We start from the raw sequence: 19,686 nt of genomic DNA, 5'->3' as shown, positions 1-19,686 counted from the left end.
ATGGTAGTGTGGGGTCTCCCCATGTGAGAGTAGGGAACTGCCAGACATCAAATAAGTGAGAAGGCCATCCGAAAGGATGGCCTTTTTGCGTTTATGCTCAGAAAAAACGGTAGGCCGGGTAAGACGAAGCCGCCACCCGGCAGAGCAAACGGCTAATGAATCACCTGCGACAGGAATGCTCGCGTACGTTCTGACTTCGGATGCGCAAAGAACTCATCCGGCGGCGCCTGCTCAACAATCTCTCCGCGGTCCATAAAGATCACCCGGTCAGCTACCGTTCTGGCAAAACCCATCTCATGCGTTACGCACAACATCGTCATACCGGATTGCGCCAGCCCAATCATGGTATCCAGTACCTCTTTCACCATTTCGGGATCCAGCGCAGATGTCGGTTCGTCAAACAGCATGATTTTGGGTTTCATGCACAGCGAACGGGCGATAGCCACACGCTGCTGTTGCCCGCCCGAGATCTGGCCGGGAAACTTATTGGCATGCTCCGCGATACGAACGCGTTCCAGGTAGTGCATCGCCAGCGCTTCCGCTTCCTGTTTCGGCATTTTTCGGACCCAAATAGGCGCAAGCGTACAGTTCTGCAGAACGGTCAGGTGTGGAAAAAGATTAAAGTGCTGGAATACCATACCCACTTCCTGGCGCACGCGTTCGATATTGCGGATATCTTCATTCAGCTCGATGCCATCTACAACAATGCGTCCTTGCTGATGTTCTTCAAGATGGTTAATACAGCGAATGGTTGTGGATTTACCTGAACCGGAAGGGCCGCAAAGGACGATGCGTTCGCCTTGCTTTACCTTAAGATTAATGTCTTTCAGGACATGAAACTGTCCATACCATTTATTCACGTTTTCCAGCGTAATCATCGCGTCGGCGGGTGTCATAGTTATTTGGCTCATAATTTCCTCAGTGCGGTGTACGCCCGGTGTTAAAGCGCTTTTCCAGATGCTGGCTGTAGCGCGACATGCTAAAACAAAAGATCCAGTAGATCAGAGCGGCAAAGACATATCCTTCGGTGGACATGCCCAGCCAGACAGGGTCAACGGTTGCCTGTTGCACGCTGCTAAAGAGATCGAACAATCCGATGATGATCACCAGGCTGGTATCTTTAAAGAGAGCAATGATCGTATTGACCAGCCCAGGGATAACCAGCTTGAGCGCTTGCGGAAGGATCACCAGCCCCTGCGTCTTCCAGTAACCGAGCGCCAGCGATTCCGCCGCTTCATACTGGCCTTTGGGCAACGCCTGCAGGCCACCGCGTACAACTTCAGCGACATAGGCGGACTGGAAGAGAATCACCCCGACCAGGGCACGGATCAGTTTGTCTATCGTTGTACCCTCTGCCATAAACAGCGGCAGCATGACCGACGACATAAACAGTACGGTGATGAGCGGTACTCCGCGCCAGAACTCAATGAAGATAACGGAGAGCACGCGGACGACCGGCATTTTTGAACGACGTCCCAGGGCCAGTAAAATCCCCCACGGTAGCGCGCCGGCTATCCCCACTGAAGCGATAATCAATGTCAACGTCAGACCGCCCCACTGGCGTGTTTCAACGCGTTCCAGCCCCAGGAAACCGCCATACATCAGCACCCAGACAATAATCGGATAAACCACTGCCCAGACGGCAATATAGCGTCCACGATGAGGCAGCTTTTTCCAGAACATGACCGAGACAGAGAGCAGGCCGATAACCAGCGCCAGATTAATCCGCCAGCGCTGTTCATGGGGATACAATCCATACATGAACTGACCGAAACGTTCATGAATAAATACCCAGCAGGCACCGGCTTTTGTGCAGTCAGCTCGGGTTGAACCGACCCAGTTGGCCTGTAAAAATGCCCAGTTCAGCAGGGGAGGAATCAATTCCCACATGAGCCACAGGCAGACAATCGTCAGCAGGCTGTTGCTCCAGCTGGAGAACAGATTCTTGCGCGCCCAGAGAATGAAACGTCCACCTGTCGAGCTGGCAGGGCGCGAGGAGTGCGACAGTATCGCTTTTGTCATCATAGATCCTTAGCGCTCGACCAGTGCTATACGACGGTTATAAAGGTTCATCAGCAATGAAATCACCAGGCTGATGATCAAATAGACAGACATGGTGATGGCGATGGTTTCAATGGCTTGTCCGGTCTGGTTAAGCACGGTTCCGGCGAACAGAGACACCATATCCGGATAACCAATGGCAGCAGCCAGCGATGAGTTTTTGACAATGTTAAGATACTGGCTGGTAAGAGGCGGAATAATCACTCGTAGAGCCTGAGGAATAATGACCTGGCGAAGCGTCACGGTATTCGGCAAACCGAGTGAGCGTGCCGCCTCGTGCTGACCGTAAGGCACAGCCTGAATCCCGGAACGGATGATTTCCGCAATAAATGCGGAGGTATAAATCGAAAGCGCCAGCGTTAATGCGGCCAGTTCAGGAATTAATACCATCCCTCCCTGGAAGTTGAACCCGCGCAGATGGGGAATATCCCAGTGCAAGGCCGCACCAAAAAGCCAGTGAGCAACTAACGGTAAGCCAACAAGTAGCACAGCGCCAGTTGGCCATGTTTTACGAAGCTGCCCGGTTTTAATCTGGTGCTTACGGTTATAGCGAAACAGGCCGACAGAAATGGCGAGTGCAATAACAACGGCGACGATAAAGGCGTAAAGCCCTTCGGCTACCTGTGGAGAGGGGATGTATAACCCACGGTTACTGAGAAAAAACAGCTCAAACGCATCGACGGCCTGGCGGGGGCCAGGAAGGTTACGCAGCACCGCGAAATACCAAAAAAATATCTGCAGCAGCGGTGGGATGTTGCGGAATGTCTCAATATAAATGGTTGAAAGTTTCCGCAGGAGCCAGTTTTCAGAAAGGCGCGCCAGCCCAATAAAGAAGCCCAGGATGGAAGCGAAGACAATACACAGTGCGGATACCAGCAGCGTATTCAGTAAACCGACCACAAACACGCGTCCGTACGTGTCACCTTCCTGGTAGTCAATAAGGTGCTGAACAATCCCAAACCCTGCGCTGCGATCCAGAAACGCAAACCCGGAGGTGATACCGCGATTATTCAGGTTCGTGATGGTGTTATGGATGAGATACACGGCGATAAGAACAACCGCAACAATAGCAATAATCTGGAATAGCCAGGCGCGGACCGCGGGATGAGAAAAGGATAGCGATCCTTTTACGGCTGAGCGGCGATGGGACATAAAGAAACCTCAGTAACCATGACTCTGGAGTGGGCACTGCCCGAGCAGTGCCCGTTACAACTATGACTTAACGTACTGGTGGGGCGTACTGAATACCGCCGTTATTCCAGAGATTGTTCTGGCCGCGTTTGATCTTCAGCGGGCTTTCCGATCCCACGTTACGCTCAAAGATCTCAGCGTAATTACCCACCTGTTTGATAATGTTGTAAGCCCACTTGTTATCCAGCTTCAGGTCCTTGCCGAAATCACCTTCTTTACCGAGCAGGTGCGCCATATCCGGGGTAGAAGGATTCGCCGCTTTCTCATCGACGTTTTTCGAGTTGATGCCCATCTCTTCAGCGTTAAGCATGGCAAACAGCGTCCAGCGAACAATGGAGAACCAGTCTTCATCGCCACGGCGTACAACGGGGCCGAGAGGTTCTTTGGAGATCACTTCAGGCAGGACAACCCACTCTGCCGGGTTGCTCAGTTTAATGCGTAAGGCATACAGCTGTGACTGGTCAGAGGCCAGCGTATCGCAGCGACCGGATTCCAGCGCTTTGGCTGACTCATCTGAGCGGTCGAAAGTAACAGGGGTGTATTTCATCTTATTTGCTTTGAAATAATCCGCGACGTTCAGCTCGGTATCGGTGCCCGCCTGGATACACACGGTGGCGCCATCCAGCTCTTTGGCGCTTTTCAGGCCCGCTTTGTTGTGGGTGAGGAAGCCGATGCCGTCGTAATAGGTCACGCCGGTAAATGTCATCCCCATGCCTGCATCGCGGGAAGAGGTCCAGGTGGTATTACGGGAGAGCATGTCGACTTCACCGGACTGCAGCGCCGTAAAGCGTTCTTTCGCCGTCAGCGGGGTGTATTTTACTTTGCTGTCATCACCAAAAACCGCAGCGGCGACGCCACGACAGACATCCACATCAATACCGGTAAATTTGCCGTTCGCATCGGCATAAGAGAAGCCAGGCAAACCATCACTGATACCGCATTGAACAAAACCTTTCTTTTTAACGGCATCCAGTGTCGTTCCCGCATGGGCTTGACCGGCTACGGCAAACAACATGCCTGCAGCGGCCAGGCTGGCTATCATCGTCTTTTTCATAATGCATCCTGTGTGGCGAAATTTATCGTTATAGAAGCGTTTTAAGCGCTTAACCTGTCTGTGGCGTTGGCCAACGTTTATAAAGCAAACGTAATGCCAGTTTTGCGTTCGACGAAATAAGAGACGAGTGAACGCTTAATGCTGAGTGTAGACAGGCTTAAATAAAACGAGCGCCCCGAAACGGTGCGAAATTACAACCTGTGCCACAAATCGGAGCAAAAGTTTTGAGTCGGGTCAGGAAAAAGAAGAGATAGTTTCCAGGGTGAATATTGGCAGGGTATTCAATAATATTAATGTGTGAAAATCATCACGATAGAATAAGTAATTTGAATGAGTATGCGAAAAAGTTGTGACTGACTTCAGTCTTAGATTAATTACGTGAATAATTACGGGGCTATTTTTTTACTTATTTGAAAATACTGCACCCATTAAAAGCAAAAGCGCGGCCAGAGCCGCGCTTTCTGAACAGATGTTACTTCGTCAGGGCAACAATACCCAACGTCAAACCTGCCACTGCGGCAGCACCGCCGGCGATAGCACCTGCTGTTTCCCAGTTATCCTGGGTGGTGCCTTTCATACAGGTATTGGTATGAACCAGTCGACCCTGGTCATCGTAAACCGGTACACATGGAGAGTCGTGCGCGCAACCAGCAAGCAGCGCAGCGAGAAGTGCAACGGAAATGAATCTTTTCATGATGTTACCTCAGTATTATTTCTCATTCGCTACAAAGCCAGGAGGGCTATTAACGAACTGGAGATTATTTTACCACCAGGGTAAGTCCCCGTTACACGAGGAATAATCTCAAATTATGTAGTTTGTAAAAATCATGGAGAAAAGTCGGGTTCAGGATGAATTTATGGAGAAATTATGAAGTGGTAAGATGGCGTTTTTACTTAATGCAAACTCATGCATTTTTAATACTCAACCCTCTAATATCTAATCCATTGTTTATATTAAAAATAAAAAAGGCACCAAAAGGTGCCTTTCAGGGATACATTACTCTTTATGGCTGGTGAAGCGTCGCCGGACCACCACAAAGAAGACGGGCACGAAGAAAATTGCCAGAAGCGTTGCGGAAAGCATGCCTCCCATCACGCCCGTACCGACGGCATTTTGCGCACCGCTCCCGGCCCCGGTACTGATCACCAGCGGCATGACGCCAAGGATAAAGGCCAGGGAGGTCATCAGGATCGGACGAAGGCGCATTCTTGAGGCTTCCAGGGTGGCTTCAACGATCCCTTTACCTTCTTTCTCCATCAGGTCTTTAGCAAATTCGACGATCAGGATGGCGTTTTTCGCCGATAGCCCAATCGTCGTCAGCAGGCCGACCTGGAAATAGACGTCATTGTTTAACCCGCGCAGCGACGCCGCGAAAAGGGCCCCGATGACGCCCAGCGGCACAACCAGCATAACGGAGAAGGGAATGGACCAGCTTTCATACAGCGCTGCCAGACACAGGAACACCACGATCAGTGAAATGGCGTACAGTGCAGGCGCCTGGTTACCGGAAAGGCGCTCCTGATAAGACATTCCCGTCCAGTCATAGCCGATGCCGGAAGGCAGTTTTGCCGCCAGGCTTTCCATCATCACCATGGCCTCACCGGTACTTTTTCCAGGGGCAGATTCACCGAGGATTTCCATGGACGGCATGCCGTTGTAGCGTTCCAGACGAGGAGAACCGTAAACCCAGTGAGCGCTGCTAAAGGATGAGAACGGCACCATTTCCCCATTCGCGCTGCGTACGTAGAGGTTGTTGATGTCCCCCGGCAGCATACGGAATTTCGCATCCGCCTGGACGTAAACTTTTTTCACGCGGCCATGATCGATAAAGTCATTCACATAGGTACCACCTAATGCCGTCGATATCGTCTGGTTGACGTCAGATATGCTAATACCCAGCGCCTGCGCTTTCTCCTGATCGACATCCAGCTTGAACTGCGGGGTATCCTCCAGACCGTTAGGACGCACGCGAACCAGCAGATCAGGGTGCTCTTTCACCATGCCGAGCAGCTGATTACGCGCCTGCGTCAACTGGGTATGCCCCAGGTTTGCCTGATCGATAAGTTCAAAGTCGAAGCCCGTTGCGGTTCCCAGTTCGATAATAGCCGGCAGGTTAAACGGGAACACAAGGCCGTCTTTAATCTGGCTGAATGCTTTTGTCGCACGGCCGACGATTGCCTCAACGCTATTTTCTTCCCCCGAACGTTCTTCCCAGGGCTTCAGGCTGACGAAGGCAATACCAGAGTTCTGGCCCTGGCCGCTAAAGCTAAAGCCGTTCACCGTAAACACGGATTCAACGTTCGCCTTCTCTTTATTCAGGTAGTAGTCCTGAACCTGGTCGAGAACCTGCTGAGTCCGCGTCTGGGTCGCACCAGCCGGGAGTTGAACCATTGTCATAAACACCCCCTGATCCTCTTCGGGCAGGAAGGAGGTGGGTAAGCGCAGAAACAGCACCGCCATCCCACCAACAATTATGACGTACACCACCAGATAGCGACCGGTCTTACGCAAAATACCGCTCACGCTGTTACTGTAGTGCTCCACGCTCTTGTCAAAGAGTGCATTAAACCAGCCAAAGAACCCCCCTTTTTTCTCATGATGATCGCCAGTGACGGGTTTAAGTAACGTTGCGCACAGTGCGGGCGTCAGGATCAGCGCAACCAGCACGGAGAGCGCCATGGCGGAAACGATAGTCAGTGAGAACTGGCGATAGATGGCTCCCGTCGAGCCGCCAAAAAAGGCCATCGGAACAAAGACCGCCGAGAGGACCATAGCGATCCCCACCAGCGCGCCCTGGATCTGCCCCATCGACTTCTGCGTGGCCTCTTTCGGTGGCAGCTTGTCCTCAACCATCACGCGCTCAACGTTCTCGACCACCACGATGGCGTCATCAACCAATAGCCCTATCGCCAGCACCATCCCGAACATCGTCAGGGTGTTGATAGAGAAACCGAACGCCGCCAGAACCGCGAAGGTACCCAGAAGAACCACCGGCACCGCGATAGTTGGGATGAGCGTCGCCCGCAGGTTTTGTAAGAACAAATACATGACCAGGAAGACCAGAACGATCGCTTCAAACAGGGTTTTCACCACTTCATGAATAGAAATTTTCACAAATGGGGTGGTGTCATAGGGGTAGACGACTTTAAGCCCCTGCGGGAAGAACTGCTGCAGTTGTGCCAGTTTGCTCTTGATGGCTGCCGCTGTATCCAGCGCGTTTGCCCCGGTTGCCAGCTTAATCCCCAGACCGGTGGCGGCCTGCCCGTTAATTTTGGTCACCATGTTGTAGTTTTCGCCACCCAGCTCAATGCGAGCGACATCCTTCAGGTGAACCATCGAGCCATCCTGATTTACCTTGAGCGTCACGCGGCCAAACTCCTCCGGTGATTTCAGGCGGGTTTGCGCGATGATGGAGGCATTCAGCTGCTGCCCGGGCACAGACGGCGTGCCGCCCAACTGGCCTGCCGCAATCTGGTCGTTCTGCGTTTTCAACTGGTTGATAATATCCAGCGGCGTCAGCTGGTATTTATTCATTGCATTGCTGTTGAGCCAGATGCGCATCGCATACTGGGCACCAAACAGCTGAACGTCGCCGACGCCCGTCGTTCGGCTGATGGCATCTTTGACGTTCGAGGCGACATAGTCGGAGATATCATCCTGAGTAAGGTTTTTGTTGTCCGAAACAAAACCGGCGACCAGCAGGAAGCTGCTGCTGGATTTCTCAACGCCAATCCCTTGCTGCTGTACCTCTTGCGGCAGCAGCGGCATGGCGAGCTGCAGCTTGTTCTGCACCTGCACCTGGGCGATGTCCGGATCCGTTCCTGATTCGAAGGTCAGCGTAATGGTGACGTTACCCGCTGAATCGCTGGTGGAAGACATATACATCAGGTTATCGATACCGTTCATGTTCTGTTCGATAACCTGGGTCACGGTATCCTGCACCGTCTGGGCGTCAGCGCCGGGGTAGGTTGCGGAAATCGCCACGGCAGGCGGGGCAATCGTTGGATACTGGGCGACGGGCAGTTTGAGAATAGCCAGGCCGCCAGCAATCATTAGAATGATGGAAAGCACCCAGGCGAAAACTGGCCTCTGAATAAAGAAATTAGCCATGTCGTCGTTCCTTAACCGGCGGGAGTCGTGGTGGTATCTGGCGTGGCGACGACGGTAGCGCCGGGTCTGACTTTTTGTAATCCGCTGACGATCACGCGGTCACCGTTTTTCAGCCCTTCCGTCACCAGCCAGCGATCGCCAATGGCCTGGGGCGCAACGACGGTCCGTGATTCAACCTGGTTTTTATCATTAACCACCAGCACGGTTGCGTCGCCTCGCGGCGTGCGGGTCACGCCCTGCTGCGGAACCAGAATGGCATCTGGCTGTGTTCCCTCATCTATACGGGCGCGAACAAACATCCCAGGTAACAGCATGTGTTGAGGATTCGGGAAAATGGCGCGCAGCGTGATTGAGCCGGTGCTTTCATCCACCGTAACGTCGGAGAACTGCAGTGTGCCTTTCAGCGGATAGGGCTGGCCATTCTCCATCAGCAGCTCAACGCTGCTGGCCGTATCTCCTTTTTGCAGGCTCGTCTGCTTCAGTCGCATGAATTCATTGCTTGACTGGGTGACATCGACATAAATCGGATCGAGTTGCTGGACCGTTGCCAGCGCCGCGGCCTGTCCGTTCGTGACGAGCGCCCCTTCCGTTACGCTGGATTTACCGATGCGGCCATCGACAGGGGACGTCACTTTGGTATACGCAAGGTTGATACGTGCGCTTTCAACGCCCGCTTTTGCGGCGACGACGCTGGCATCTGCCTGCTGGGCGGTGGCCACGGCCTGGTCATACTCCTGCTTGCTGACGTACTGCGTCCCCACCAGAGGCAGATAACGTTTCACCGTCAGGTGTGCAATTTTGGCCGCCGCCTGCGCCTTTGCCAGCTCGCCTTTCGCGCTGTCGTAAGCCGCCTGATAGGTCGCAGGATCAATCTGATACAGTGAATCCCCTGCTTTTACATCGCTACCTTCCGTGAAGTTGCGACGCAGAATAATACCGCTAACCTGTGGACGAACCTCCGCAACGCGGAACGCATCGGTTCTGCCCGGTAGTTCAGTTGTGACAGCCAGCGGCGCGCTTTTCACGATATGGACGCTGACCTGAGGCGCCTGCGCATGTTGTTGATGATTTTCCTGGCCATCGCATCCAGTGAGCAGCACAGCGCAGACAATGAAACCGGCTAAGGGTAAACGTCTGAAATGATTCGTCATTACTGTTCCTTTAAATACCCATTAACCGATGTTTGCCGTAGATCGGTAGTTGGGGCAGAGGGAAAAAATAAAATGTAGCTGCGTATAATAATGAGGGTATTTAATGTTTTTTAATTTATAAGTGCGAATAACGAGGCCCTGGAGGAAAATCAGAATCAGTCCCGTAGAAAATACGGATATACTTCTGCCCGGTAAATCAGGTCAATAGAGCTTAATGGATAAAGTATTCATTTCATGAATTTGATTTTAAGAATGTATTTGCATTAATTATAGATTAAGTAAATTGACTTTTTTTGTGCAAAAATAAAACGGGGTTTAGTGAATACTTCCAGCCATCCGAACCTGATTTTACATATATACCCAGTGAGTTAAGAGTAGCTGCCAATGGCGCGTAAAAAGAAAGAAGAGGCTCAACAAACCCGACAGCAGTTGATTGAAGCGGCTATCGGGCAGTTTGCGACGCGGGGCGTAGCCAGCACGACGCTGACCGATATCGCAGATGCCGCAAAGGTTACTCGCGGTGCTGTCTACTGGCACTTTAACAGTAAAGCAGAAATATTTAATGCCATTTGGGAACAGCAATTACCGCTGCGTGACATCATTCGCGACAGGCTCTCTTTCTCCGAGAGTGATGATCCGTTGTTAATGCTTCGTGAGCAATTTATTACTGCGCTGCAATATATCGCGCACGAACCTCGTCAATGTGCGCTGTTACAAATCTTGTATCATAAGTGTGAATTTACTAGCGATATGATTTCAGAAAATGAAATTCGGAAACGCATTTGGTTCAATTATGATTTTTTGCGCGTCACTCTGGAGAATTGTATTTCTCAGAACATTGTTTCGTCGCAGGTGAACGTTGAACTGACCATGATCGTATTCCACGGTTTCTTTAGCGGCATCATTAAAAACTGGTTAATGAATACCGACAGTTTTAATCTTTATCAGCAGGCGCCAGCCCTGGTCGACAGTATTCTGGCGACACTCCCTGTCTTGCGAGTGTCGCCTCGTGATGACTACAGCTCAGCGCCAGGCAACATTTCACCCCGTGCGCAAAGCGCCTCGATGGTCTGCGCGCTGGTGGGTTTACCTAACAGATAACCCTGTAAGGTATGACAGCCCAGTTCCGTCAAAAAGGCCTGCTGCGCTTCGGTTTCCACACCTTCAGCCACGACTTTCAGGTTGAGCGTTTTCGCGAGGGCCACAATCGCAGAGACAATGGTGGCATCCTCGCTTTCCCCGCTTAACTCTTTCACAAACGCTCTGTCTATCTTCAGTTCACAGGCCGGTAAACGCTTGAGATACAGCAGGCTCGAATATCCGGTCCCAAAATCATCAATCGAAGCTTTCACACCTGCATCCGTCAGCTCTGTCAGCACCCGCACGCTCTCATCGGGGTTGCTCATTGCCGTGGTTTCCGTGACTTCCAGGATCAACATTTCCGGCGGGAGGTGATGACGCTCCAGGCAGTCGAGCACTGTTTTAACCAGCGAGGGCTGTTCAAACTGCAACGTCGACAGGTTTACCGCCATTGACCAGTTCCGATGCCCCTGAAGATGCCATTCTCGCAATTGGCGACAGGCTTCATTGATCGCCCAGTTACCAATAGGAATGATAAGCCCGGTTTTTTCCGCCAGCGGCAGGAAAAGATCCGGCGTCAGTAAACCCTGCTTCGGATGCTGCCAGCGCAGCAGCGCCTCAAACCCGAGGAGGGGGCCAGCGGGCGCGTGAAATTTTGGCTGATAAAGCAGGCGCAGTTCATTGCGATCGATAGCCATCCACAGATCGTTCATTAACTGAAGATGGGTCTGCGCCAGCGTGTTCATAGAGGGCTGGAAAAAGTGATACCCGTTTCGGCCCATATGCTTGGTGTGGTACATCGCCGCGTCGGCGTTAAACATCAGTTCACGTTCGGTTTTGCCGTCGTGAGGGTACAGGGCGATACCAATGCTAAGCGTTACCACCAGTTCGTAGGGTTCGAGAGTGAACGGGCTATCGATCGCCCGCACCAGCGAATTTGCCAGCGAGGCTGCATCGTCCGGCCCTTCTCCCTCAGCAAGCAGAACAAACTCATCACCGCCAATACGTGCAAGGGTAAACTGGCCCTTCAGGAGATGCAGCAGACGCTGCGTAACGGCGACCAGCAGCCTGTCACCGACATCATGGCCGTAGGCGTCATTGATGGTTTTAAAACCGTCGAGATCCATGAACATCAGGGCGAAATGGGTACCTTCACGGTCTGCTTTGCTGATGGCCTGATCGAGCCGGTCCTCCAGCAGGATACGGTTGGGCAGACGCGTCAGCGTATCGTGCAACGCCAGTTGCGCAAGTTCCCGGTTCGCTTCTGCCAGCGACGAGGCCAGAAGGGCGGTACGTGCCTGCAGGCGAGCATCCAGCATCGACACCAGCAGGGTTATCCCAAGAATAGAGAGCGCGACGACGCTGACCAGCACGGCCAGCCAGCTGCCGTTAATACCCTCATGGTGAACCATTGTGGACATTGGAAACTGCGCGGCTTTCATCCCGGCGTAGTGCATACCGGCGATGGCAATTCCCATCGTGATGGCGGCTCCCTGGCGCATCAGCACCACCTGCGCTGCTTCGTGGCGCAGGCGGAAGGTCAGCCACAATGCTGCAAGCGAAGCGGCAAGAGCAATCACGACCGAAATGGCTACCCACAACGTGTCCCAGATGATCCCTGGCATCACCTCCAGTGCCGCCATACCGGTGTAATGCATGGCAACAATCCCGATTCCCATCACCAGAGCGCCGGGGAGCAGGCGGCGCAAGCGCAGCTGTTCACAGCTGACGAGCCATAGTGCAAACAGTGACGACCCTACGGCAATGACCATGGATAACATCGTCAGGCTCGCGTTGTAACTCATGCTCATGGAGAGGTCCATCGCCAGCATGCCGATAAAGTGCATGGCCCATACGCCAATGCCCATTGCAACGCTGCCTCCCACCAGCCAGATGCGCGCTGCGACGCCCTGACTCCCGGCGACACGTGCAGCCATATTCAGCGCGGTGTAAGCCGCAAGGATGGCAACAACGAAGGAGAGGACTACAAGGATAGGGTTGTATTGGCTAACCAGCATGGTCGGTTCTACTCGAGTGTGACGTTACGCGGGAGAGGTTGAGAAGGGCGAGACATTATCACCGTCAGGTAACGGCTCAAAGGAATTTAAATCCCCGTTTTTAGTGGGTAATACGGGGGAGAGGAAGCGGCGTCAGGTCGTTAATCGAGTTCTGAACAGTTCACTAATTTCAGCGGGTTCACGGAGTTCATATTGCGGCACTTATCGGTTTCGGTGCTCATCAGTTCAATCCACTGCATCAGGAGGGCATCGAAAAGGAAAACCGAGATTGCAAAGACAACCAGCCACCAGTATTTACGAATCATTGTGTCATTCCGCGTGAAGAGAGCCACTGAAGTGGTGGAAATATACACGAAAAGAAACGGTTTAAAAGCGGGATAAGCGAAGGTTTACAAAGCGTTGACGGTGACAGAACAAAGCAATAAAAAAGGCGCATCCCCATGCCAGGTAGCGCCTTTTTAAACAAGAATTTAACTGATTAGTATCAGTTCATGCCGTATTTTTTCAGTTTCTTACGCAGAGTACCACGGTTGATACCCATCATCAGCGCAGCGCGGGTCTGGTTACCGCGGGTGTATTGCATCACCATGTCCAACAGTGGCTGTTCAACTTCAGCCAGTACCAGCTCATACAGGTCATTAACATCCTGACCATTCAGTTGAGCAAAATAGTTCTTCAGTGCCTGTTTAACCGAGTCACGCAGGGGCTTTTGAGTTACCTGATCCTGAGAGTTAACGGTAGAAACGGTCAGTACGTCAGAATTTACGCGTTGTTCGAACATAGTTCTGTCAGCTCTTTATTTCATTACGCAAGATTTTCGAAGTATGCCTCCAACGCCTCCAGCTGTTCGCTGGCATCCTCAATGGCGTTGAATGTGCGCCGAAACTGGTCATCTGGAGCGTGCTCCTGGAGATACCAGGAGACGTGTTTACGCGCAATTCGGTACCCTTTTGCCTGACCGTAGTGGTCATGCAGTTCCCGAACATGCGAACAAAGCAAGCGCTTTACCTCTGCCAGAGGCAGCGGGGCAAGCAGCTCCCCAGTGTCCAGATAATGCTGGATTTCCCGGAAGATCCAGGGTCTTCCCTGAGCTGCACGTCCTATCATCAGAGCATCAGCTCCCGTATAGTCGAGTACAGCCCTGGCTTTAAGCGGGTCAGTTATGTCGCCATTCGCGATAATCGGAATGGAAACCTTCTGCTTAACTGCCCGAATGCTGTCGTATTCAGCTTCACCATTGAACAAACAGGCGCGAGTGCGTCCATGGATGGTCAGGGCCTGAATACCACAATCTTCGGCCAGTTGGGCAATCTCTACACAGTTACGGTGTTCCGGCGACCAACCCGTGCGAATCTTCAACGTAACAGGAACGTCCACTGCGCTGACAACCGCCGTCAGGATAGCTTTCACCTGGTCGGGGTATTGCAGAAGGGCTGAACCTGCAAGCTTGCGATTCACCTTTTTGGCCGGGCAACCCATATTGATATCAATAATCTGGGCACCACTTTCCACGTTAATACGCGCGGCATCTGCCATCTCTTCAGGCACGCTTCCGGCAATTTGCACGGTGCGAATCCCTGGTTCATCAATGTGCACCATCCGAAGGCGGGATTTATCGCTTTCCCAAACCTGCGGGTTAGACGACATCATCTCGGATACGGTTAAACCGGCTCCCATCTCATAGCACAGCGTCCTGAACGGCCGGTCGGTAATACCTGCCATAGGGGCTGCGATCAGGCGATTTCTAAGCTGGTGGTGTCCGATGCGCATGAGTTAAGAAATGACCATACTGTGACTGCAAGGCGGCGTATATTACGCATTTTTTGCACGAGATGAAAGGCCAAACTTTGAACAATCCACTGTTATAGATCAAGGAATCGCCGCTCAATCTTTACGTTGAAAATTATTCATTATTTAAATCATTAGGTTATGCGTGAATGGTTGTTTTATGGGCGCTTACAATTTCCCGTAACTTCTCATCAATTCTGAAGAAATGCGACATATGAGCGGGATAATCTGCTGTTTTTAGCAGCAGACTATCCCGCTTGTTTGCGATCTACGTCGCATTTTAGAACATGATCTCAGGGCAAAAAATGCAGGTTATTCGACCACAAGACGACCATGCAGGGACTGTACCGGACGGTTATTATCGTGATGCATTGTGTGGGTGAATTTCTCAAGCTGTTCAGCGGAGACCGTCAGAGGATGTTTAAGCACGATCCAGGTGACGCCTTCTGAACAGGGTGGCGTGGTGAGCGAACCGCTAAAACGCCAGTACGTTTTATCTTCCGGCAGCAGCTTATTCATGTTGAGATCCTGTTTGATGGAGACGTTCAGCTCAGCCTGCTGAGGCATCACGTTCCACAGTTTATCAAGCTCCGGATTCTCGGCCCCTTTGTCGAACATGACCGCAACCACTGCCAGTTCTCCCTTCTCATTTTTATGCACCAGATGCATTTCCATCGCGTAATGCTTGCCATGCACGGTGTTTTCGCTCGGCGCGTGGAAGTGGAACTGTTGTAGCGTCCAGGATTGTTTATCCAGAGTGATGCTGTCGCGGGTGTCGGCCTGCTCGCTTGCCTGAATGGTATGGCCATTGTTTGTCAGCGTTACAGGGCCGTCAATGTAGTGCGTTTGTAGCGGAGTGAGATGGGCGTTAGCGGTCGAATCAATATTTATGGGAGACTGGTTCATTCCGCTGTTACAGGTTTTGTACGCTTCATCCAGTTCGCCCCAGTGCTCCGGTGAACTTTCACCTTTGTAGCTCCAGTGTGATGCGCATGCTGAAGCCGAGATCATGCTCAGCGCTAACAGCGCTGCCTTGCTATAAACGTGTTTCATAATATTCTTCCTGTGAATTTTTATTATCCAAATCAAAACATATCAATATGATTTGTATGGTTATTTTACCGGAGGCAGACAGGGGGTGGGAGGAATATTAGAGGGGAAAAGGCGTGGTCAGAGGACCACGCTAAATACTTATTTTTTACGACCGGTAATACGGCACCACTCTTCCTTCTCCACAACAGGGTCGAGAGCGAAAAGATCGGCGTAGGCTTCGCAAACGCTGTCCGCCTGGCTTGCCAGGATCCCAGAAAGCCCCAGCATACCGCCCTCAACGGGCAGCACGCTGATTAATGGCGCCAGTTCACGCAGCGGGCCCGCGAGAATGTTAGCGACCACCACATCGGCTTTCATGGCTTCTGGCTGCGCATCAGGCAGATACAGCTCCAGGCGATCGGAGACGCCGTTACGCTCGGCATTATCGCGGCTGGCCTGAATGGCCTGCGGATCGATATCGATCCCGATGGCTTTCGCCGCGCCCAGTTTCAGGGCGGCAATCGCGAGGATCCCGGAACCGCAGCCGAAGTCGATCACCGTCTTACCTTCCAGATCCAGACCATCCAGCCACTGCAGGCACAGGGACGTGGTTGGGTGGGTACCGGTGCCAAACGCCAGGCCTGGGTCAAGCATCACATTGACGGCATTTTCATCGGGAACCTCGCGCCAGCTTGGGCAGATCCACAGACGTTTGCCGAACTGCATCGGGTGGAAGTTGTCCATCCACTCCCGTTCCCAGTCTTTGTCTTCCAGCTGTTCGATTTTATGCACAAAACCCGCACCCAGAAGGGGATGGTTTTCCAGAATTGCCACCACCTCTTTCATGTCGGTTTCGGCATCGAACAGGCCAATCACGTCGGTATCGCCCCACAGGCGCGTTTCGCCTGGCAGCGGTTCAAAGACCGGCGTGTCATGCGTGTCCTGGAAGGTAATGGAGACGGAGCCTGCCTCCATCAGCGCATCGCTCAGCTCTTCGGCGTTCGCGCCGGTTGTGTTCAGTTTTAGTTGGATCCACGGCATGGCAAAACTCTTTATTTATCAGGAGAAATCATAGCGGGTTGTGGGACGGGCTGACCGAAACGGTTCCCCACCACGAACGCCAGTAAACTTAGCAGTAACGAAGGCACAATCGGATGGAAGCCCAGGTACTGAATCTTAAATGTCGCAAGGATGGCATAAAGCACACCACCAACAATCATTGCGCTCAGCGCGCCTGCAGCGTTCGCGCGTTCCCAGTAAAGACCCAATACCAGCGGCCACAGGAAAACGGCTTCCAGACCGCCAAACGCAAGCAGATTCAGCCAGATGATCATCTCCGGCGGACGCCATGCGGCTAACATCAGTAAAGCTCCTAACACCAGCGTAATGACGGCAGACATCCGCTTCAGGCGACGTTCATTTTCAACCTGCTCAGGGCGCAGGTTCAGATAGAGATCTTTAATGATCGTAGCGGAACTTTGCAGTAACTGGGCGTTGATGGTCGACATAATGGCGGCCATTGGTGCGGCGAGGAAGATCCCGGCGGCAAACGGGGGCAGCACTTTAACCATCAGAGTCGGGATCACCAGATCCGGCACGGTAAGATCGGGGATCACCGCGCGCCCTAATGCCCCCGCCAGATGCATACCAAACATCAGGATCGCGACCACAATTGTCCCGATAATGATGCCCTTGTGAACGGCTTTACTGTCTTTATAGGAGATACAGCGCACGGCGGTATGCGGCAGACCAATCACTCCGAAACAGACTAACACCCAGAATGAGGTCATAAAGGTCGGAGAGAGGATATCATCTGCGCCCTGCGGCGAGACCAGTTTCGGGTCAATCGCTTCCAGGGTTTCCACCGCGTGAGTGAGTCCACCCGCGGCATGGACAATGCCCACCAGCAGAACGATCGTGCCGATGAGCATAACCATTCCCTGCAGCGTATCGTTCAGCACGCTGGCGCGGAATCCACCAAACGCAGTATACAGCGCGATGCTTACCCCGAAGATAATTAGGCCCGTCTCGTAAGGGATTCCGGCCGCCGTTTCCAGCAGGCGTGCTCCGCCGATAAACTGTACGGTCATCGCACCGATAAAGGCCACCAGCAGGCTCAAGCTCGCCAGCCACACCAGCAAGCGGCTCTGATAGCGGGCAAAGAGCATATCGTTGAGCGTCACGGCATTATAACGGCGCGCCAGAATAGCAAATTTTTTGCCCAGTATGCCCAGCGAAAGCCAGACGGCAGGCAGCTGGATCATAGCCAGCAATACCCAGCCTAACCCGTACTTGTAGGCCGCACCGGGGCCGCCAATAAACGAGCTGGCGCTAATATAGGTCGCAGTCAGCGTCATCGCCAGTACAACGCCGCCCATCGAACGGCTGCCGAGGAAATACTCATTCAGGAAAGCGCCGGTCGCTCTTTTACGCATGGCATAGATGGATAAACCAAACACGACCAGCAGGTATGCGACAAGCGGCAGAATGACTTCAAGCTGCATCATCGTCCTCCAGCGGAATATCGCGATAGATGAATTTCACCATCGCCCAGCACAGCAGGATAAACACCAGCGGCACCAGCAGGCAGGCCATTTCAAACCAATGTGGGAGGCCGGTAATGCCGATAGCTGAATCAGGTATGTAAGCGGTTACTAACCATGCGGCAAGATAGAGAAGGGTCAGCCACAGCGCCCAGCGCGCTTCTTTATGGGCCTGAACAAAACGTTTGTCCATTTTTAGTCCCTTGTGGATGCAGAAAGCGGGGATTGTACATGATGGGGCTTTGCGATCCCCAGAAATAAAAAAGGCCGGATAATCCGGCCTTTTAGCAACACAGCTCTCTTACTTCTCGTTCAGGCCGAGTTTTTTCTCCAGGTAGTGGATGTTCGTCCCACCATTCTGGAAGTGCTCGTCGCTCATGATACGCATCTGCAGATCAACGTTGGTTTTGATACCGTCGATGATCAATTCCTGCAGTGCGTTCTTCATGCGGGCAATCGCCACGTCACGGTTTTCACCGTAGCAGATAAGCTTGCCAATCATTGAGTCATAGTACGGCGGTACGGTGTAACCGGCGTAGATATGAGATTCCCAGCGCACGCCAAAGCCACCCGGCGCGTGGAAACGCGTGATTTTACCCGGGCTTGGCAGGAAGGTGTTCGGGTCTTCGGCGTTGATACGGCACTCTACCGCATGGCCTTTGACCACAACTTCTTCCTGCTTGATGGACAGCGGCTGGCCTGCAGCGATACGCAGCTGCTCTTTGATCAGGTCAACGCCGGTGATCATTTCGGTAACCGGGTGCTCAACCTGAATACGGGTGTTCATTTCAATGAAGTAGAACTCGCCGTTTTCGAACAGGAACTCAAAGGTACCCGCCCCGCGATAGCCGATATCGACGCACGCTTTGGCGCAACGCTCGCCGATGTAGCGACGCAGTTCCGGGGTAATGCCCGGCGCTGGCGCTTCTTCGACCACTTTCTGGTGACGACGCTGCATGGAGCAGTCACGTTCTGCCAGATAGATCGCGTTACCCTGACCGTCGGCCAGCACCTGAATTTCGATGTGGCGTGGGTTTTCCAGGTATTTTTCCATATACACCATGTCATTGCTGAAAGCCGCTTTCGCTTCCGCTTTGGTCATGGAGATGGACTGCGCCAGTTCAGCATCGCTGCGCACAACGCGCATACCGCGACCGCCGCCGCCGCCGGACGCCTTGATGATAACCGGGTAGCCAATGCGCTTAGCATGAGCACGGTTAGCATCCATGTCGTCGGTCAGAGGGCCGTCAGAGCCTGGTACGGTTGGAACACCGGCTTTTTTCATCGCGGTGATTGCAGACACCTTGTCGCCCATCAGGCGGATGGTATCGGCTTTCGGGCCAATGAAGATAAAGCCAGAGCGTTCGACCTGCTCAGCAAAGTTGGCGTTCTCAGAGAGGAAGCCGTAACCCGGATGAATTGCCACCGCGCCGGTGATTTCAGCGGCGCTGATGATAGCCGGGATGTTCAGATAGCTTTTTACGGACGGAGCCGGGCCAATACAGACCGTCTCATCCGCCAGCAATACGTGTTTTAAATCGCGATCCGCGCTTGAGTGCACAGCGACGGTCTTGATGCCCAGTTCTTTACAGGCACGAAGAATACGCAGTGCGATCTCGCCGCGGTTGGCGATAACAATTTTATCCAGCATGTACGC

17 protein-coding genes are annotated in these 19,686 nt (G+C 52.8%); 1 reads left to right on the top strand and 16 read right to left on the bottom strand.

The genetic code is table 11. From position 1 onward, the window contains the following. Window positions 1-152: 152 nt before the first annotated feature. From AB8818_RS13005 to AB8818_RS12975, 7 genes are all read right to left on the bottom strand, one after another. Window positions 153-911 carry an amino acid ABC transporter ATP-binding protein gene (locus AB8818_RS13005; protein ID WP_014885454.1) on the bottom strand — a complete coding sequence of 253 codons (759 nt, stop codon included), beginning with the start codon at window positions 909-911 and terminating at the stop codon, window positions 153-155. Between the two features lie 7 nt (window positions 912-918). Further along, window positions 919-2,022: an amino acid ABC transporter permease gene (locus AB8818_RS13000; RefSeq protein WP_116343554.1), complete on the bottom strand. Its 1,104-nt coding sequence runs from the start codon at window positions 2,020-2,022 to the stop codon at window positions 919-921. A 9-nt stretch (window positions 2,023-2,031) separates the two neighbouring features. Continuing rightward, entirely contained in the window at window positions 2,032-3,213 is a 1,182-nt protein-coding gene (locus AB8818_RS12995; protein ID WP_116343553.1) for an amino acid ABC transporter permease, read from the bottom strand. 67 nt (window positions 3,214-3,280) lie between these two features. Then, window positions 3,281-4,306 carry an amino acid ABC transporter substrate-binding protein gene (locus tag AB8818_RS12990; protein ID WP_116343552.1) on the bottom strand — a complete coding sequence of 342 codons (1,026 nt, stop codon included), beginning with the start codon at window positions 4,304-4,306 and terminating at the stop codon, window positions 3,281-3,283. A gap of 472 nt (window positions 4,307-4,778) precedes the next feature. Beyond that, window positions 4,779-5,000, bottom strand: coding sequence for a lipoprotein (locus tag AB8818_RS12985; RefSeq protein WP_008502867.1), 222 nt, complete (start codon window positions 4,998-5,000; stop codon window positions 4,779-4,781). A 303-nt stretch (window positions 5,001-5,303) separates the two neighbouring features. Further along, complete coding sequence (locus tag AB8818_RS12980) at window positions 5,304-8,417, bottom strand: efflux RND transporter permease subunit (protein WP_192983825.1); 3,114 nt, start codon at window positions 8,415-8,417, stop codon at window positions 5,304-5,306. A gap of 11 nt (window positions 8,418-8,428) precedes the next feature. Continuing rightward, the gene (locus AB8818_RS12975) at window positions 8,429-9,568 is read right to left on the bottom strand and encodes an efflux RND transporter periplasmic adaptor subunit (RefSeq protein ID WP_116343550.1); all 1,140 of its coding nucleotides are present in this window, start codon (window positions 9,566-9,568) and stop codon (window positions 8,429-8,431) included. 384 nt (window positions 9,569-9,952) lie between these two features. On the opposite strand from AB8818_RS12975, the gene envR reads away from it, so the two are divergent. Continuing rightward, window positions 9,953-10,669 carry an acrEF/envCD operon transcriptional regulator gene (envR, locus tag AB8818_RS12970; RefSeq protein WP_116343549.1) on the top strand — a complete coding sequence of 239 codons (717 nt, stop codon included), beginning with the start codon at window positions 9,953-9,955 and terminating at the stop codon, window positions 10,667-10,669. Here the strand turns inward: envR and AB8818_RS12965 are convergent. The 9 genes from AB8818_RS12965 to accC all read right to left on the bottom strand — a co-directional run bounded on the left by AB8818_RS12965 (window position 10,585) and on the right by accC (window position 19,680). Further along, entirely contained in the window at window positions 10,585-12,666 is a 2,082-nt protein-coding gene (locus tag AB8818_RS12965; RefSeq protein WP_192983828.1) for a bifunctional diguanylate cyclase/phosphodiesterase, read from the bottom strand. The two genes, envR and AB8818_RS12965, sit on opposite strands and share 85 nt — an antisense overlap. Before the next feature lie 140 nt (window positions 12,667-12,806). Continuing rightward, window positions 12,807-12,971, bottom strand: coding sequence for a DUF2556 family protein (locus AB8818_RS12960; protein ID WP_014885446.1), 165 nt, complete (start codon window positions 12,969-12,971; stop codon window positions 12,807-12,809). A gap of 179 nt (window positions 12,972-13,150) precedes the next feature. Next, complete coding sequence (fis, locus tag AB8818_RS12955; protein WP_000462905.1) at window positions 13,151-13,447, bottom strand: DNA-binding transcriptional regulator Fis; 297 nt, start codon at window positions 13,445-13,447, stop codon at window positions 13,151-13,153. 23 nt (window positions 13,448-13,470) lie between these two features. After that, window positions 13,471-14,436 (bottom strand): tRNA dihydrouridine synthase DusB, encoded by a 966-nt coding sequence (dusB, locus tag AB8818_RS12950; protein ID WP_008502861.1) that lies wholly within the window; start codon window positions 14,434-14,436, stop codon window positions 13,471-13,473. A gap of 330 nt (window positions 14,437-14,766) precedes the next feature. Beyond that, on the bottom strand, window positions 14,767-15,507 hold the full coding sequence (locus AB8818_RS12945) for a carbonic anhydrase (protein WP_116343547.1): 741 nt from the start codon (window positions 15,505-15,507) through the stop codon (window positions 14,767-14,769). A 138-nt stretch (window positions 15,508-15,645) separates the two neighbouring features. Further along, the gene (gene prmA, locus AB8818_RS12940; RefSeq protein WP_116343546.1) at window positions 15,646-16,527 is read right to left on the bottom strand and encodes a 50S ribosomal protein L11 methyltransferase; all 882 of its coding nucleotides are present in this window, start codon (window positions 16,525-16,527) and stop codon (window positions 15,646-15,648) included. An 11-nt stretch (window positions 16,528-16,538) separates the two neighbouring features. Next, complete coding sequence (gene panF, locus AB8818_RS12935; RefSeq protein ID WP_192983905.1) at window positions 16,539-17,990, bottom strand: sodium/pantothenate symporter; 1,452 nt, start codon at window positions 17,988-17,990, stop codon at window positions 16,539-16,541. Beyond that, window positions 17,980-18,222, bottom strand: a complete 243-nt coding sequence (locus AB8818_RS12930) for a YhdT family protein (protein WP_116343544.1) — start codon at window positions 18,220-18,222, stop codon at window positions 17,980-17,982. Before AB8818_RS12930 ends, panF begins: the two co-directional genes overlap by 11 nt. Window positions 18,223-18,330: 108 nt before the next feature. After that, window positions 18,331-19,680 (bottom strand): acetyl-CoA carboxylase biotin carboxylase subunit, encoded by a 1,350-nt coding sequence (gene accC, locus AB8818_RS12925; RefSeq protein ID WP_003860388.1) that lies wholly within the window; start codon window positions 19,678-19,680, stop codon window positions 18,331-18,333. Window positions 19,681-19,686: the final 6 nt, after the last annotated feature.

Source organism: Enterobacter sp. KB-280D8 (genome assembly GCF_041399405.1).
Classification (GTDB): domain Bacteria; phylum Pseudomonadota; class Gammaproteobacteria; order Enterobacterales; family Enterobacteriaceae; genus Enterobacter; species Enterobacter cloacae_N.
Note: the sequence above shows the minus strand (reverse complement) of the source record. Positions and strands in the feature narration are given on the sequence as shown.

Coding starts and splice junctions, on each gene's coding strand:
- AB8818_RS13005 (WP_014885454.1), bottom strand. CDS start 911: ATGAGCCAAATAACTATGACACCCGCCGACGCGATGATTACGCTGGAA.
- AB8818_RS12965 (WP_192983828.1), bottom strand. CDS start 12,666: ATGCTGGTTAGCCAATACAACCCTATCCTTGTAGTCCTCTCCTTCGTT.
- fis (WP_000462905.1), bottom strand. CDS start 13,447: ATGTTCGAACAACGCGTAAATTCTGACGTACTGACCGTTTCTACCGTT.
- AB8818_RS12990 (WP_116343552.1), bottom strand. CDS start 4,306: ATGAAAAAGACGATGATAGCCAGCCTGGCCGCTGCAGGCATGTTGTTT.
- AB8818_RS12930 (WP_116343544.1), bottom strand. CDS start 18,222: ATGGACAAACGTTTTGTTCAGGCCCATAAAGAAGCGCGCTGGGCGCTG.
- AB8818_RS12985 (WP_008502867.1), bottom strand. CDS start 5,000: ATGAAAAGATTCATTTCCGTTGCACTTCTCGCTGCGCTGCTTGCTGGT.
- panF (WP_192983905.1), bottom strand. CDS start 17,990: ATGCAGCTTGAAGTCATTCTGCCGCTTGTCGCATACCTGCTGGTCGTG.
- envR (WP_116343549.1), top strand. CDS start 9,953: ATGGCGCGTAAAAAGAAAGAAGAGGCTCAACAAACCCGACAGCAGTTG.
- AB8818_RS12975 (WP_116343550.1), bottom strand. CDS start 9,568: ATGACGAATCATTTCAGACGTTTACCCTTAGCCGGTTTCATTGTCTGC.
- AB8818_RS12980 (WP_192983825.1), bottom strand. CDS start 8,417: ATGGCTAATTTCTTTATTCAGAGGCCAGTTTTCGCCTGGGTGCTTTCC.
- AB8818_RS13000 (WP_116343554.1), bottom strand. CDS start 2,022: ATGACAAAAGCGATACTGTCGCACTCCTCGCGCCCTGCCAGCTCGACA.
- AB8818_RS12995 (WP_116343553.1), bottom strand. CDS start 3,213: ATGTCCCATCGCCGCTCAGCCGTAAAAGGATCGCTATCCTTTTCTCAT.
- accC (WP_003860388.1), bottom strand. CDS start 19,680: ATGCTGGATAAAATTGTTATCGCCAACCGCGGCGAGATCGCACTGCGT.
- prmA (WP_116343546.1), bottom strand. CDS start 16,527: ATGCCGTGGATCCAACTAAAACTGAACACAACCGGCGCGAACGCCGAA.
- AB8818_RS12945 (WP_116343547.1), bottom strand. CDS start 15,507: ATGAAACACGTTTATAGCAAGGCAGCGCTGTTAGCGCTGAGCATGATC.
- dusB (WP_008502861.1), bottom strand. CDS start 14,436: ATGCGCATCGGACACCACCAGCTTAGAAATCGCCTGATCGCAGCCCCT.
- AB8818_RS12960 (WP_014885446.1), bottom strand. CDS start 12,971: ATGATTCGTAAATACTGGTGGCTGGTTGTCTTTGCAATCTCGGTTTTC.